8 protein-coding genes are annotated in these 16,420 nt (G+C 43.6%); 3 read left to right on the forward strand and 5 right to left on the reverse strand.

Annotated features, from left to right (window positions below; genetic code table 11):
* Positions 1-187 precede the first annotated feature (187 nt).
* The 3 genes from topA to AC1DUD_RS12015 all read left to right on the forward strand — a co-directional run bounded on the left by topA (position 188) and on the right by AC1DUD_RS12015 (position 8,759).
* On the forward strand, positions 188-2,578 hold the full coding sequence (gene topA / locus AC1DUD_RS12005; protein ID WP_477374911.1) for a type I DNA topoisomerase: 2,391 nt from the start codon (positions 188-190) through the stop codon (positions 2,576-2,578).
* A 100-nt stretch (positions 2,579-2,678) separates the two neighbouring features.
* Positions 2,679-3,083 carry a hypothetical protein gene (locus AC1DUD_RS12010; protein ID WP_477374912.1) on the forward strand — a complete coding sequence of 135 codons (405 nt, stop codon included), beginning with the start codon at positions 2,679-2,681 and terminating at the stop codon, positions 3,081-3,083.
* A gap of 66 nt (positions 3,084-3,149) precedes the next feature.
* Positions 3,150-8,759, forward strand: coding sequence for an alpha-2-macroglobulin family protein (locus AC1DUD_RS12015; protein ID WP_477374913.1), 5,610 nt, complete (start codon positions 3,150-3,152; stop codon positions 8,757-8,759).
* 190 nt (positions 8,760-8,949) lie between these two features.
* Here AC1DUD_RS12015 and AC1DUD_RS12020 read toward each other — a convergent pair whose 3' ends face one another.
* From AC1DUD_RS12020 to AC1DUD_RS12040, 5 genes are all read right to left on the reverse strand, one after another.
* A complete protein-coding gene (locus tag AC1DUD_RS12020; RefSeq protein WP_477374914.1) occupies positions 8,950-11,235 on the reverse strand; it encodes a glycoside hydrolase family 3 N-terminal domain-containing protein in 2,286 nt (761 codons plus the stop codon).
* An 18-nt stretch (positions 11,236-11,253) separates the two neighbouring features.
* Positions 11,254-13,044, reverse strand: a complete 1,791-nt coding sequence (locus AC1DUD_RS12025) for a glycoside hydrolase family 9 protein (protein WP_477374915.1) — start codon at positions 13,042-13,044, stop codon at positions 11,254-11,256.
* A gap of 248 nt (positions 13,045-13,292) precedes the next feature.
* Positions 13,293-13,883, reverse strand: a complete 591-nt coding sequence (locus tag AC1DUD_RS12030; protein WP_477374916.1) for a porin family protein — start codon at positions 13,881-13,883, stop codon at positions 13,293-13,295.
* A 178-nt stretch (positions 13,884-14,061) separates the two neighbouring features.
* Positions 14,062-15,387 carry a TolC family protein gene (locus AC1DUD_RS12035; protein WP_477374917.1) on the reverse strand — a complete coding sequence of 442 codons (1,326 nt, stop codon included), beginning with the start codon at positions 15,385-15,387 and terminating at the stop codon, positions 14,062-14,064.
* A gap of 13 nt (positions 15,388-15,400) precedes the next feature.
* The gene (locus tag AC1DUD_RS12040; protein WP_477374918.1) at positions 15,401-16,078 is read right to left on the reverse strand and encodes an ABC transporter ATP-binding protein; all 678 of its coding nucleotides are present in this window, start codon (positions 16,076-16,078) and stop codon (positions 15,401-15,403) included.
* Positions 16,079-16,420: the final 342 nt, after the last annotated feature.

Consider the following 16,420-nt stretch of genomic DNA (forward strand, 5'->3'; position numbering starts at 1 on the left):
CAATCAAGTGTTGTCATTTTGTTAAAATCATCGCAGATATTTTGCGAGAATACAATTTTCAACGGCATTTTCTCGCCATTTTATCAACTTAAAACATAATAAGCTTTCAACTTTTGCACCTTTTACCAAAAACTAATTGGTGTTTCGATTACTTTATGTTTTATTTGCAAAAACTAAAACTGATTAAATGGCCAAAAACTTACTGATAGTTGAATCACCTGCAAAAGCTAAGACCATTGAGGGTTACCTTGGTAAGGACTTTACTGTAAAGTCCAGCTATGGGCATATCCGTGATTTGGTTAAGTCGGAAGATGCAATTGACATAGCTAATAACTTTAAACAAAAATACGAGGTACCGGCCGATAAAAAGCAGGTAGTTAGCGAATTAAAGAAGTTAGCGAAAGAAGCCGAAATGGTTTGGCTTGCATCGGACGAGGACCGCGAGGGTGAGGCCATTTCCTGGCATTTGTTTGAAACATTGGACCTGAAAGACGCGAGCACCAAGCGGATTGTTTTCCATGAGATCACCAAACCTGCCATTTTAAAAGCAATAGATACACCACGTAAAATTGATTATAACCTGGTTAACGCCCAACAAGCCCGTCGTGTTTTAGACAGGCTGGTAGGTTTTGAGCTCTCCCCTGTCCTGTGGAAAAAGGTAAAACCATCCCTTTCTGCCGGTCGCGTACAATCAGTTGCAGTAAGGCTTATTGTTGATCGTGAGCGCGAGATCAATAAATTTAAATCAGAAGCAGCATTTAAAATAGTAGCCTTATTTGGCAAAGGTAAAGAAGCCTTCAAAGCCGAACTGCCTGAACGTTTTGCAAAACAGGAAGATGCTGAAAAGTTTTTACAGGATTGTATTGCTGCCGACTTTGATGTAAAATCATTAGATACCCGGCCGGCAAAACGTTCGCCTGCAGCACCGTTCACTACTTCAACCCTGCAACAGGAAGCCAGTCGTAAGCTTGGCTATTCGGTGGCACGTACCATGCAGGTTGCGCAAAGGCTTTATGAATCGGGGTATATCACCTATATGCGTACCGACTCCGTAAACCTGTCTGAGCTGGCTTTAAATTCGGCAGCAAGCGAAATTGTATCGGCCTATGGCGAAAAATATCATCAGCAAAGAAGATATAAAACCAAGAATGCCAGTGCACAGGAAGCGCACGAGGCGATAAGGCCAACCTACTTCAATAACCATTCTATCGATGGCGAATCGGCAGAGAAGCGTTTATATGAACTGATCTGGAAACGCGCTATCGCATCGCAAATGAGCGAAGCACAGTTTGAGAAAACCACCGCAAAGATCAGCGTATCAACCCGTAGTGAAGATTTGGTAGCCAACGGCGAAGTAATGAAGTTTGATGGCTTCCTGAAAGTATATCTCGAATCGCAGGATGACGAGGATGATGCACAACAGGACGGTGATAACACCATGCTGCCACCTTTAACTAAAGGTCAGCGTTTGGCTTTACAGGAAATGTCGGCAACTGAACGTTTTTCACGCCCTGCAGCCCGTTATACCGAGGCCAGCTTAGTGAAAAAACTGGAAGAACTGGGTATCGGCCGGCCGTCAACCTACGCTCCTACTATCTCCACCATTCAAAACCGTGGTTATGTAGTTAAGGAAGAGCGCGAAGGTAAGCAACGTAATTTCAGGGTGTTAACACTGAAAGCCGGAAGCATTATTAAAGAAGAAAAAACAGAGAACACAGGTGCTGAACGTGGCAAATTGTTCCCTACCGATATTGGTGCTGTAGTTAACGATTTCCTGGTACAATACTTCAAGGATATCGTCGACTTTAATTTTACCGCCAGCGTTGAAAAACAATTTGACGAGATAGCACAGGGCCTTAAAGAGTGGACAGACATGCTCCACGATTTTTACAACCCTTTCCATAAAGAAGTTGAAAACACTATTGAGAAGGCCGACAAGGCTACAGGGGAACGTGAATTAGGAGCTCACCCTGAAAACGGAAAGAAAGTTTCCGTGCGGATTGGCCGTTTCGGACCGTTTGTACAGGTGGGTGAAAGTGCTACTGAAGAGAACGAAGAAAAACCGCTTTATGCAAGTCTTCGTTCAGGTCAAAGCATCGAAACCATCAGCCTTGAGGAAGCACTTGAGCTATTTAAGTTACCAAAAGTTGTGGGCGAATATGAAGGCAAGGTAATGAAAGTAGCTATTGGCCGTTTCGGACCTTACATTAGTCATAACAGTGCTTTTGTATCCTTACCTAAAGAGATCGACCCACATGATGTTACTGAGGAACAAGCTATTGAGCTCATCAACCTGAAGCGTAAAAAAGATGCTGAGAAACTGATCAAATCTTTTGATGAAGATCCGGACGTGAAAGTATTGAACGGTCGTTGGGGGCCATATATTGAATTTGGCAAGCTGAACGTTAAGATCCCTAAAGATAAGGATCCTTTGACCCTTACCTATGAGGAATGCAAGGCACTTGCCGATGCAACACCAAAGGATGCTAAAAAAGGGCGCTTTGGTAAAGCCGCGGCTGCCAAACCAGCTGCAACAAAAGCGCCCGCCAAGAAAAAGGTTGCGCCAAAGAAGAAGTAATAATATGAATGGTAGATTGAGTTGATTAGATGAATGGTTTAGGTAAGCATGCTCGAAACTAATCACCTAATCAACTCAATCAACCCAATCAACTAAAAGAATGAAAAAAGACCTGCCTGAAAATAATGTAAAGGATATTGCTATCGCAGTAGCATTGGAGAGCGAGAGTGCGGAAAGTAAGGTATGGTATGTATATCTCATCAACCTAAAAAATGAGCCCATCGAAAATGTACTCATCACCTCGAAAGGGTATGGTGAAAAGGACGGCGAGCAGGTAAAAACCTCTGTACTGAGGCATATGATCCCTGTTGTTGATAGCAAGGCATATAAGCTTATTGAGCCTATCGATGAGCAAACTTTCGGCCTTAATAATGAGTTTTGGTTGAGCTATTACATTGGCAAAGACATTTTCGATAAGAAATTTATTTTCCTTCCTGAAAGCATTGTGGAGATGAATTTTATTAGGATTCCGGTTTTAAACAAGCCCGGAGTTATGATAAAATAATTTTCGCTTTAAATTATTTATTGTCATAAATTTCATAATTTACCTGATAATAAATAAACCTATTTCATGGAAAACGGATACAGTCAATTCCGCAAACGCCGAACCTTAATCACTGTTGTCACCACCATTGCCCTTGTTTTACTCATCGTATACCTGGTAGCCAGTGGCCACAAAAAAACAGTTGTTGACCCTGCATTCAGCAAGTATATCGAGTCGTACACCACTGGTGTTGTCTCCAAACAAAGTCCCATCCGTATCAGGCTGGCCAGCGATGTGCAGGTAACGCATCAGCAAAATGAAGAAATAACCGAAGACCTTTTTAACTTTTCGCCATCCATAAAAGGAAAGGCTATCTGGACAGATGCGCGTACCATCGAGTTCAGGCCTGATGAAAAGCTTGATCCCGGTAAAAACTATACTGCCGATTTTAAATTGGGCAAACTTATCGAAGTGTCAAACCATTTCGAGCATTTCAAATTTAGCTTCCAGGTGATCCAACCTGATTTTACGGTGTCATTTATCGGGATGCAAACCGCCAGCAGCACCTCAAATGCCGAAATGAAATTGACCGGCGATATCCAAACCGCCGATGCTGAAGATCCATCTGCTGTTGATAAACTAATTGTGCCTAATTATGATTCGCCCGTTAAAATAAACTGGGAGCATGACGCTGCACATAAAAATCACCATTTTACCATAACCGGCTTAACCCGTGTGGCAGGCAAAGCCAATCCGCTTGTTATTAATTGGGATGGCAGCAGTATAGGTGTGGATAAAAAAGGCAGCCAGAATTTTGAGGTGCCTGCAATTGGCGACTTTAAAGTACTGAACATTAGTGCCGTACAGGATAATGACCAATATGTTGAAGTACAATTCTCGGATAATATTTTGGTTGGCCAGGAGCTTAACGGACTTATCACTATCAATAATATATCTGACCCTGCCTATAGCATTGATGGTAGCCTGGTAAAAGTTTATGCACCAGATCGTTTACAGGGCGATTACACGGTATCCGTGAATGAAGGCATAAAAAATACCCTTCTGAAAAGGATCACCAAAGGATACACTGCCAATTTGTTCTTTGAGAACCGCCTGCCTGCCGTAACCATCCCCGGCAAGGGCGTAATCCTCCCCGATTCGGGTCGCATTATGATGCCTTTTGAGGCGATTAACCTGAACGCTGTAGATGTTACTATCATCAAGATTTACGAAAACAATGTACCGCAATACTTCCAGAGCAATGGTTTTGACGGCAATGCCGAATTAAGGCAGGTGGGTAAGCCTATAGTTCAGAAAACTATCCGTTTAGATACCGACAAAGGTCTTAATCTACATAAGAAAAACCGCTTTATGCTCGACCTTGACCAAATGATCCGTACCGAGCCGGGTGCTATCTATCGCGTGGTTATCGGTTTCCGGCGGTCGTATTCGTTGTTCAATTGTAAGATACACAGTGGAAAGGTTCAAAAAGACAATGGCACTGACGATGAAGAAGGCGGCTACTATGGCGGCGAGTACAGCGATAACACATCAAAGGTAAATGATGAGGACGATGACTTTTGGAAGCGCTATGATAATTACTACCCCGAAGGATACAATTGGCAGGAACGCGACGATGCCTGCTCTGAATCGTACTACAGCAAACAGCGTTGGGCTACGCGCAACATCATAGCATCAAACATTGGCCTCATTGCCAAACGCGGCAACAATAACAGTATGCTCATAGCAGTTACTGATATTCTGACCGCCGAGCCTATGGATAACGTAACACTGGAGCTGCTTGACTATCAGAAACAGGTAATTTACAAAACAACTACTGGTGGCGACGGACTGGCTAAGTTCGACCTGAAACGAAAACCTTATCTGCTGGTAGCCAAAAAAGGCGTACAGCGTGGTTATTTAAAACTTGATGACGGCAGCTCACTGCCCCTGTCAAGGTTTAACGTTGGCGGCGAAGAAGTCCAAAACGGCCTCAAAGGATTTATTTATGGCGAGCGCGGCGTTTGGCGTCCTGGGGATTCTATTTATACTTCATTTATTTTGGAGGACAAATTAAAAACCCTTCCTGCTGATCACCCGGTTGAGTTTGAATTATATGATCCGAGTGATAAGCTATACAGGCGCATCACCCAAACGAAAAGTTTGGACGGATTTTACAGTTTCCATACCGCAACCGAAACCTCATCCCCTACCGGTAACTGGACAGCTAAGGTTAAAGTAGGCGGTGCCATATTTGAGAAAAAAATTAAGGTTGAAACCATAATGCCTAACCGGCTCAAGCTTAGTCTCTCATTCGGCGGAGCCGCAGAGTTGACTAAAGGCAACAATGCCAATGGTAAACTAAGTGCACAATGGCTGTTTGGCGGCGCTGCTCAAAACTTAAAAGCTAAGGTTGATGCTTATCTATCCGCGCAAAACACCAGCTTCAAAAAATATAAGGATTATGTTTTTGACGATCCTACCCTGGCCTTTAATACGCAGGTGCAAACCGTTTTTGACGGCAAGCTGAGCGAAGCCGGCACAGCCGATGTGGATGCCAATGTAAATGTAGAGAAACAGGCTCCGGGGCAGCTCCGGGCAAACTTCCTGGTGAAGGTATTTGAACCGGGCGGTAACTTCAGCATCAATCAGGTTAGCATGCCATATAACGTTTACCCCGGCTATGTGGGCGTTAAAACCCCCGAAGGCAGCGACCTGTCGGGTATGCTGGTTACCGATAAAGACCATTTGATTGATATTGCCGATGTGGATGTGAACGGGAACGCCCTGCCAGGCAGCCGCGATGTACAGGTTGAATTGTATAAAGTGCAATGGCGCTGGTGGTGGGATCAAACCGGTAATGAGATGAGCAACTTTACGCAGGATAAGTACAACAAGCTCATTAAAACCGAAACCATAAAGTTGACCAACGGCGCAGGTAAATGGAAACTGCACATCAACAAAGCCGACTGGGGCAGGTACCTCATTAAAGTGAAAGATGAGCAAACCGGGCACTCAACCGGTAAGATCATTTATGTTGACTGGCCAAACTGGTCGGAGCGGCTGCAATCAACCAACCCTACTGAAGCGGCGATGCTATCTTTCACTTCAGATAAACCGGCTTATAAGGTTGGTGATGAGGCTACTTTGACTATTCCAACAGGTGAGGATGGTCGTGCGCTGATAAGTTTTGAAAATGGCAGCAAGGTTTTAAAAACCACGTGGATAGATACCAAAAAAGGGCAAACCCGCTACACATTTACGGTTGATGAAAGCATGGCCCCTAACGTTTTTGTAAACGTTACGCTATTGCAAAAACATTCACAAACGGTTAATGACCTTCCTATCCGCATGTATGGGGCTATCCCGCTGTCGGTTGAAAATCCTGAAACAATTCTGAAACCTATCATCAGCATGCCTGATAAGATCAGGCCTGAAACCCAGTCGGCCATTACTGTATCAGAGGCCTCGGGCAAGGAAATGACTTATACCATTGCCATTGTTGATGAAGGGCTACTGGATATCACCAACTACAAAACGCCCGATCCGCATGATACCTTTTACGCGCATGAAGCTTTGGGCGTAAAAACCTGGGACTTGTTTGACTATGTGATAGGCGCATTTGGCGGTGGACTTGAACGTATCTTAAGCATAGGTGGCGATGGAAATTTAGGCAATAACAAAAACGTATCTGTAAACCGCTTTAAGCCCGTTGTGAAATTCCTTGGGCCTTTCCACCTCAATGCCGGCGAAAAGCAAACACAGCGCTTTATATTGCCACAATACGTAGGTTCTGTTAAGGCCATGATAGTAGCCGGGCATAATGGCGCTTATGGTATAGCCGAAAAAGCCGTGGCAGTTAAAAAACCGCTGATGATTTTGGCTACCCTGCCACGCGTACTTGGCCCGTCAGAAAGTATTCAGCTTCCTGTTACGGTTTTCGCTATGGAAAACAATATCAAATCCGTTAGCATACAGGTACAGAGCAATGCTTTCAGCAATCTTGGCGGCAATAATCAAAAAACACTGACCTTTGATAAGCCCGGCGATCAGATGGTAACCTTTGATTTGAACGTCAAAGATTTTGTTGGTGTAGGCAAGGTGAAAATAATTGCCAAGAGCGGCTCGGAGACAGCGGCCTATGATGTAGAACTGAATGTCCGCAACCCTAACCCGCCGGTTACACGCATACTGCAAAAAGAACTTGCGCCGGGCGAAGTTTGGAATACCGATTATCAACCGGTTGGCATAAATGGAACTAACAAAGCTACGCTTGAAGTAGCTTACATTCCACCGCTCAACCTTTCAAAACGATTGGATTACCTGATAGAATATCCGCATGGTTGTGTGGAACAAACCACTTCATCGGCATTCCCTCAGTTATACCTGAACCAATTGCTTGACCTTTCACCAAAACAAAGGGCAGAAACCGATCGCAATATCAAAGCCACAATTGACAGGCTTAACGGCTTCCAGGTACAGGGCGGCGGTTTAAGCTACTGGCCATACGGAGGCGAAGCCGATGAATGGGGAACCAACTATGCAGGGCACTTCATGTTAGCGGCACAGGCTAAAGGTTTCAGCATGCCGATAGGCTTTATTGACCGCTGGAAGAAATACCAAAAAGAGAAAGCACTGAGCTGGACACCACGCAAGCAACCCTATTATTACGAAGATGACCTTACCCAAGCCTATCGCCTACACCTGCTGGCCCTCGCCCGTTCGCCTGAGATGGGCGCGATGAACCGCCTGCGTGAGTTTGCATTGTTGAGCGATGCCGCAGCATGGCGTCTTGCTGCAGCTTATAAACTTGCCGGGCAGCCTGAAGTTGGGTTGAGGATGATAGCAAAACTATCAACCACTGTTAAACCATATAACAGTCTTTATGGCACTTATGGATCAGACCTAAGGGATGAGGCCATGATACTGGAAACCCTTACCCTTTTGGAGCAAAAACAAAAAGCCGCAGGACTGGTGCATACGGTTGCAGCCCGTTTATCACAGGATGATTGGTACAGCACTCAAACAACGGCATATTCACTGATAGCTTTGGCGCAATTCTATGGGCAAAATAAACCTGCGGGTAAGCTTGAGTTTAACTATGCTAACGGCAGCGCTAAAGCTACCATTAGTACAAGTTCGTATTTATGGCAGGGTGCATTGGCAGGCAATGGGGGTAAAGTTTACCTTAAAAACAACAGCAATAACAAATTGTACATTAGGTTAATACAAAAAGGACAGCCGTCATCAGGGCAGGATACCCAATCGATCATCAATCCTGATGTATTGCAGATGCGGGTTGGATACTTCTCTCTTAAAGGTAAACCAATAGATCCTTCGTCGTTAAAACAGGGTACTGATTTTGTAGCCCAGGTAAATATCAAAAATCCGGGTAAACGCGGCAGATATGATAACCTTGCCCTCACCCAGATCTTCCCTTCGGGTTGGGAAATATTGAATACCCGCCTGCTTGGTGATGAAGCATTTAAATCATCGCCATCTGATTACCGCGATATTCGGGATGACAGAGTGAATACCTATTTCAGCTTAAACGAAGGTCAGGAGTCAACTTATTACGTGATGCTCAACGCGGCTTACACCGGCAAATACTATTTGCCGGCAGTATATTGTGAGGCCATGTATAATAACCAGATCAGCAGTTTGCTGAAAGGACAATGGGTTGAGGTGGTGAAGTGATAGTAAAAACCATATCATTGCGAGGAGCCCGCCGGGAATGAGCCAGGGTGCGACGCGGCAATCGCATACTATACAGAGCGGCTATGCTTCCGTGCGATTGCCGCGCTACGCTCGCAATTGACATGATTTTAAATAAAAAGCGCCTCCAATTAACCGGGAAGCGCTTTTTATTTATGATAGTAGTAACACCTTACAACCTACCGGTTCTTGAAGGCTGATCTTTTGCAGATACATAGTTAAAACTTTGTGTTTGATCACCAAGCTGGATCTTAAACTCACCCGCTTCGGTTACCGTTTTGCTTGCATCATTCACAAAGGCCAAGTCTTTCGGGGTTATTTTGAAGGTAACCGTTTTACTTTCGCCGGGTTTCAGATTGATCTTATCAAAAGCTCGAAGACGTTTGGTATCGGGAGCGATACTGGCATAAAGCTGGCTAATGTATAACAACACCGATTCCTTTCCTTCCAGTTGGCCTGCATTTTTAACATCTACAGATATGGTAAGCGTTTCGTTATCCTTAAGTTCAGGTTTACTGATATGCAGGTTGCTATAGCTAAACGTGGTGTAGCTGAGACCGTAACCAAATTCATATAAAGGATTATAGCCATGCTTATCATCGGGGTTACCGTTCTCTAAATTCTTGCGATAATAATTTACCAGCGCGTTTGTATAACGCGGATAAGTAATGGATAAACGGCCAGATGGATTTACATCGCCAAACAAAACGCTTGCTATGGCATCCCCTCCCTCATTACCCGGCAGGTAGGCCATAATGGTAGCAGCGGATTTAGCTTCAGCGTCGGTAACAATCCGCGGGCGGCCTTCTGCTAATACCAGGATCACTGGTTTACCAGTTTTGGCCAGTTCTAAAGCCAATTGGGTTTGTGCTGCGGGGAGGTTCAGATCATCTATATTGCCTACGTTTTCGGTATAAGACAACTCGCCAAGGCAAAGCACAATAGCATCAGCTTTTTTAGCAGCCTTCACGGTTTCATCTATATTTTGCAGGCTATCGAATGCTGAACCGGCTTCATAAGCTACATTATCCTTTCCTATTTTTTGTTGGATAGCTTCCAGTATGGTGTTCTTACCCGCAGCAAACTTATCTGATAAATCGCCCTGCCACGTGTAGCTCCAGCCACCGTCTAACGAGCGCATGGTATTAGCGGTTGGACCGGTTACCAGAATTTTCATATCCTTTTTAAGGGGAAGCACATGGTTATTGTTCTTTAAAAGCGTTATAGCTTCATTAGCGGCCTGGATACTCGCCTGTTTAAACTCATCCGATCCAAATTTCGGATAATCATCGGGATTGCCAACCGGGCGCTCAAATAAGCCAAGCTCATATTTAACTTTTAAAATACGGTGAATTGCCTCATTGATGCGGGCAATGGATACTTTGCCCTCTTTTACCAGTTCAATCAAATAAGTGTAAAAGGTATAATCATAAGGTACCATACTCATATCAACACCTGCATTTACAGCAATCATTACGGCATCTTTTTGGGTAGCTGCTATGTGATGGCGGTCATGCAGATATTGGATATCGCGCCAATCGGTTACTGCTATACCATCAAAATGCAGTTCGCCACGCAGTACATCGGTTAGCAGGTATTTGCTGGCATGTACTGGCACGCCATTTATCTCGCCCGAATTGATCATGAGGGTCTTCGCTCCTGCTTTAACAGCTTCTGCAAAGGATGGCAGGAAATATTCGCGCATGTAACGATCCGGGATCCATGAAGGGGTACGGTCTTTTCCACTTAGCGGGAAACTGTAACCAAGGTAATGTTTCATACAGGCAGCAACATGATATTTATCGCCCACATCATTTCCCTGGTAGCCTTTAATAATTTCAGCACCCATAGTTTTTACTACATATGGATCTTCGCCAAGGGTTTCATAAATGCGCGGCCACAACGCCGACCGGCCCAGGTCCAACACCGGTGAATAATTCCATGGAATATAGCTTGCACGGGTTTCATAAGCTGTGATCTCCCCCATGTTATGCGCCAGGCTTTTATTGAAAGTTGCGGCCAAAGCTATTTCCTGCGGGAATAAAGTACTGCCAACGGTATAAGTAACGCCATGGATAGCATCGATACCATAAATTACCGGGATTTTCAGCCGATCCTGGTCGGCCGCTTTCTGGATCTGAGAGATCACATCATACCAATGACTGCGCTCATACGCAGTTCCGGTAACATTCAATATCGAGCCAACATGGTATTTCATGATCGCCTCTTTCAGTTTATCAGGATCAAGTTCGTGAGCTCCTCCGCCTGTTTTAGAAACTACGTCGGATGTTACTTCAGTCATTTGCCCAACCTTTTCTTCAAGCGTCATTTTAGCGATCAGGGCATCGACTTTTTTATCAATAGCGCTTGTTGCGGCTGCTTTTTTCTGGGCTTGCCCCTGATAGGATATCCCGTTGAGTAAGGCCAGGCTCAGTACAGTAATGTAGATCTTTTTCATATTGTGAGAGTTTTATGGTTATTTAGTTGATTCCTGTTTCTTACTGATATCTAACTCATGTTGTAAAGCCTCCATGGCATTAGCCAGATAAGCCAGTGGGGCATTCCAGTTGATCGCTATTTCATTTGCCGCGTAAGCACGCTCATCGTCGATATAAGCCTCGTCGGGTACTTTTGATGGCACTTTGATACCATCCTGCATCCCGGGGTTAGAGCCACCTACCAGTAAACCCGGTACAGGATCAGCAACACCATCCGCAGCAGATGGCCTGTGATGCGGATGCATCGGCGTTTTAGTGCCATATCCTGTAACAAAAGAATACCCTGTACCGTTACGGCCAAGCAGGTAATCCAGATTAGCCAAAGCATAATCAAGGTATTTTTTATTGTATGATAATTTGTAAGCCTGGATAAGCAAAATTCCTTCATTTGCAGCTTCAGATGTACTGCCCCAGCCAAAGTGCCTTATGGATTTGGTCATTACCGTTTGATAAGCATTTGAATCAACCCCGCTGATCATATCATTGGCAGTACTGATAAGCCGCTTTTTGATCTCCGGCATATCCGGCACGGCTTTATCTGTTATACCGTTTTTGATCAGCGTATAATAACCCAATAGCCTAACCTGTGACCAGGTTGGAACCGGCATACGGTCGTCAGGTAAAAGGTTTATATATTTAAGATAAACCACATCACGGGTAGTAGCCACCAGTTCGGATGCCGCCCAGATAAACTCATCGGTAAAGTTATTATCGCCATAAGCGCCGGTAGTGATCTTCGGCTCAAACTTTTTATTTATCTCTTCTTGTCGGTAGGCCACTTCGGGATTCTTAACCGCCCAACCCCAGGCTTTTTGAGCTGCCGTTATACATGAGTCGGCGAAGCCCGGCAACTCTTTCGGATATTGCTTAAAGATCCGGGATGCCTGTGCCAATACCGCGACAAAGTCGAGCGTAGCTGCCGTACCTTTTTGCACTACATAGCGTGGCGACTTGTCTTTATCAGGCATATCAAACTTATCGAAAGCGGCATTGGTAAGCTTGTGGTATACACCGCCATCGGCTGGGTCCTGCATGGTAAGCATCCAGCGAAGGTTCCAGAGCACCTCGTCCAAAACATCCGGCACTTTGTTACTGCTTTCAGGGATGCTAAGCTTAACCGTTTTCATGTAGGCAGGAAAATCCTCGTATAAAGAAAGCAGCGTACTTGTAGTGATGCCGCTGTTTACGATATATTTATTATAATCGCCGGCATCATACCAGCCACGGGGTGATGATATTATTGAACCAGCCTTTCGCCCTTCACTTTCGGCAGATGGATGGATCAACACAACAGTATCAGGGTGACCTTCTGCCCTATGCCATTTGCCGGCATATTTTTCGGGCAGGGCGGTGCCCGACCGCATAAAATAGTATGCTTTGATAGCGGCGGCGGCTACAGCTTTATGAACTGAAGCTTTAACCTCAAAAGGATAAGAATAATCTACCGATGGAACGTAAAGCACATACTTACCTGGCTTGCCAAACGTGCTAAAATCAGCATAATGAATAATATGACCTGCAAAGTTTGGCTCAAGCGAAGTGTTTAGCTTTCCGGTAAATACCGTTTGCTTTTGGATGGTTTGTATAAAAAAGTCGCCCCCTTTATCACTTATTACAACTGCTTTTTTAATAGCAGCAGGATAAAAACCTATTTGATTAAGGCCGATGGGCCTTGAAGTAGTGTCTTTTTGTTGTGCCGAAACATTGCTTCCAATCAGCAATAACGCGAATAAAGATTTACTAAATGATATAAGAAGGTGCTTTTTCATCTGCCCTGAATTTTAGGAAACACCTGTAATCTGCGTTTAAACAGATAACAGACGTATAAATGGCAAGATAAATATAGGTGTACGTTATACAATAAGTATAATACTATTCTGTCAATTAAAAGCAAAAATATAATACTAAATATACAATCGATTGCATTGCTTAAACTGCAGTTAGTTTATACCTTAATTTAAAGCAAAAAGACCCGCCGTACCGGCAGGTCTTTCTACATTCTTGAAGATCTCTAAAATTATAATGAGAACAATTTATAAGCCACGGCAAGGCTGAACAAGCTTACACGTGTATGCGAATTATCATTGCCATAGGCTATTTTATTTAAACCACCCTCGTAGCGAAGATCGATAGAAAGACTGCTGATATCAACGCCCGCACCTACCTGGATCGCATAATTGGCATCTTTATACCTTAATGCAGTTGCATCATCCAAAGCATTTCTGTCCCGGCCCGTAGTAAACGAAAGTACGGGGCCTCCATAAAACCTTCCGCCTAAACCTAAGGCGCCCACTTTAGCTCCTACTAACAACGGAACATCAAAACTTTTAAAGCTTTGTTTATTTGAAACACCGCCATTATTTACAGTTACACTTTTATCAGTATAATAAAGCTCGGGTTGAAAAATTAAACCCAGGCCACCGATCCTTGCCCAGGCACCGGCTTGATAACCTGCTTTGTTATCGTTGTTAAAAACGCCGTTTGAGGGAAAAGTTGAGTAGTTTAAGCCGCCTTTCAAACCAAAAGAAAAGCTTGGGATCACCTGCGCTTTCGATACGCCGATTGACAATAAAAAAATAGATAACGAGAGTAGAATTAATTTTTTCATACTTATTAGGTGTTTGGATGATGTAAAAGTTTTTGCAAGCCATATTGTTTGCAAAACTGTCGCTAAAATAGAAATATCCGGTTAAACACAACCGATAAGTTCGGCAAAAGTTTAACCGGATATTTAACTGAGAATCTGAGATAAAAGTATAGGTTTCTGTTAATCTTAAAAATTGCGGTTAAAGCGCTAAGTTCCCCTGATAATAATCAAGTATTTTGGTACGGATAAAATAATCATACCGGGCGTTGATCAGGTTGGTATTAGCCTGATCGAAGTTTGATTTAGCTATCACAAAATCAACTGAGGTAATGGCGCCCGAGTTAAATTTAACCTCGGCAATACGATACGATTCGCCGTAGGCATCAACCTGGTCACGCAGCAGGTGATAACGTTCAAGAGCGGATGACATGTTGATATAAGCTTGATCGATATTTTGTTTTAATTGGATCCGTGTAAAATCGTTATTATACTTTGCAGTTTGCAGATCAATACGGGCCAGAGCCACTTTATTCCGATTTTGAAAATAATTGAGGATTGGAACACTTAAACCAACCCCAAATCCCGAACTATAATTATTTTTAATTTGCGAATAATAACCGGTGTTACCTGTACTTGAGTAATTGGATGCAAGGGATCCAAATGCAGTAATGGTTGGCCATAAAGCGCCCTTGGCCGATTTCACACCTTTTTCGGCGCTTTTTAGACGCAAGTCATATGCTTTAACCAATGCCAGGTCATTAAGTGCTTTAGTATAGATCTCATCCGGTTTTTTATCATATGTACCGGGCAGTTGATCTGCAGATAGTCGTGCAAGTTTAATATCTTTATCCAAAGGCACGTTCATGATCTGCAATAAGTTGATCCTGGAGATGCCCATTGCCGCCTTGGTATTAACAGCACCTATCTTACTGGTTGCCAGTGTGCCTTTCAGGTCATATAATGTTGCCGGCGGCGTAGCACCGTCTTTATTCAATACTACCAGTCTGTCTACCTGTCTCTGAGCTTGTTCAACCTGTATAACGGTTGCCTTTAGCAGATCCTCATTGTCGAGCACCTGAAGATAAGCCGTGATAACGTTTAAAGTAACCAGGTCTTTAGCCTGTTGAAAGTCCATTTTACCGGCCTGGTACGCCAATGAGTAACGTTTGATATTATTGATCAGGCTCATGCCGTTAAACAATGTCAAGTTACTGTTCAGGTTATACTGAGCATAGGTAATTTGCTGTGTAACGTAGTTATAGTTTGTAGGATCCTGGCTACGACCGTTACTTATATTATGGCTCACATTGCCATTAATTGAAGGCAGCAAATTTTCACGGGCCTGGTTGTAGGCAATTTCCTGTGACTGCATTTGCAATTCGCTCTTTTTTACATCGAGGTTGTTTTTAATTGCAAGATCAATACATTGCTGTAACGTAAGCACAGAGTCTGCCGGGGCCTGGCTGTAAGCCTTTAAGTTTCCAAATACAACAAGGCCGAGAAATAGTAATTTATAGTATCGCATTTTATTATAGAGTTCAGAGTTTTCTTGATGAATCGATCCTGCCATCCAGCAAATCGATAATGCGCGAACCGTATTCGGCATTTTTTTCGGAGTGGGTAACCTGTATAATAGTTACACCGTCTTCTTTATTCAGCTTGCGGAATAGCTCCATGATCTCCTCGCCTTGTTTTGAGTTGAGGTTACCGGTTGGTTCATCGGCCAATAACAATTTGGGTTTGGCAATAAGTGCACGGGCTATACCCACCAATTGCTGCTGTCCGCCTGATAACTGGGCAGGGAAAAGATCTTTTTTACCAACGATGCTGAAGCGGTCGAGCATATCGGCAACCATGGCTTTACGCTCAGCACTTTTAAAATCCTGGTAAATAAGCGGGGTTTCGATGTTTTCATAAACAGTGAGCTCGTCAATTAAGTGATAAGCCTGGAAAACGAACCCTATGTATTGCTTATATAAAGCCGAGCGCTGTTTTTCTTTAAGCTGATGCACTGCATGGCCCTCAAAGTAATGGTAACCGTCTGATGGATCGTCAAGCATACCTATGATATTGAGCAATGTTGATTTGCCAGAGCCTGACGGGCCCATGATCGAAATAAATTCGCCTTCGTCAACCTCAAGGCTAAGATCATTAAGGATGATGTTTCTGTTGCCCCCTACCTGGAAATACTTTGAAATATGCTGCAGTGATAACATTTTTAATTATTGAATTAGTTTGTTAGTAAATAAATGAGTTAAACAATAATACTCATCATTTTGCGATTAACATATCAATAACATACCAAAGTTATATCTAACTAATTATCAGTATATTAAATCATTCCATCCAAATATCACTGTACGCTTATGTGACACGATGCGTACGGTTATGATACAGTGGTTTTTAGTGATTGGTGGTTAAAGGTTAGAGATTGGAGAAAGCTCTTAAAAAAAACGTCATTGCGAGGTACGAAGCAATCCCAAACTATACAGGGCGGATTCGCATAGCCGCTCTACCAATCGGGGATTGCTTCGTACCTCGCAATGACGCCTTTAATA

This window comes from Mucilaginibacter sp. P4_A11 (assembly GCF_056402535.1).

Coding starts and splice junctions, on each gene's coding strand:
- AC1DUD_RS12030 (WP_477374916.1), bottom strand. CDS start 13,883: ATGAAAAAATTAATTCTACTCTCGTTATCTATTTTTTTATTGTCAATC.
- AC1DUD_RS12040 (WP_477374918.1), bottom strand. CDS start 16,078: ATGTTATCACTGCAGCATATTTCAAAGTATTTCCAGGTAGGGGGCAAC.
- AC1DUD_RS12010 (WP_477374912.1), top strand. CDS start 2,679: ATGAAAAAAGACCTGCCTGAAAATAATGTAAAGGATATTGCTATCGCA.
- AC1DUD_RS12025 (WP_477374915.1), bottom strand. CDS start 13,044: ATGAAAAAGCACCTTCTTATATCATTTAGTAAATCTTTATTCGCGTTA.
- AC1DUD_RS12020 (WP_477374914.1), bottom strand. CDS start 11,235: ATGAAAAAGATCTACATTACTGTACTGAGCCTGGCCTTACTCAACGGG.
- AC1DUD_RS12035 (WP_477374917.1), bottom strand. CDS start 15,387: ATGCGATACTATAAATTACTATTTCTCGGCCTTGTTGTATTTGGAAAC.
- AC1DUD_RS12015 (WP_477374913.1), top strand. CDS start 3,150: ATGGAAAACGGATACAGTCAATTCCGCAAACGCCGAACCTTAATCACT.
- topA (WP_477374911.1), top strand. CDS start 188: ATGGCCAAAAACTTACTGATAGTTGAATCACCTGCAAAAGCTAAGACC.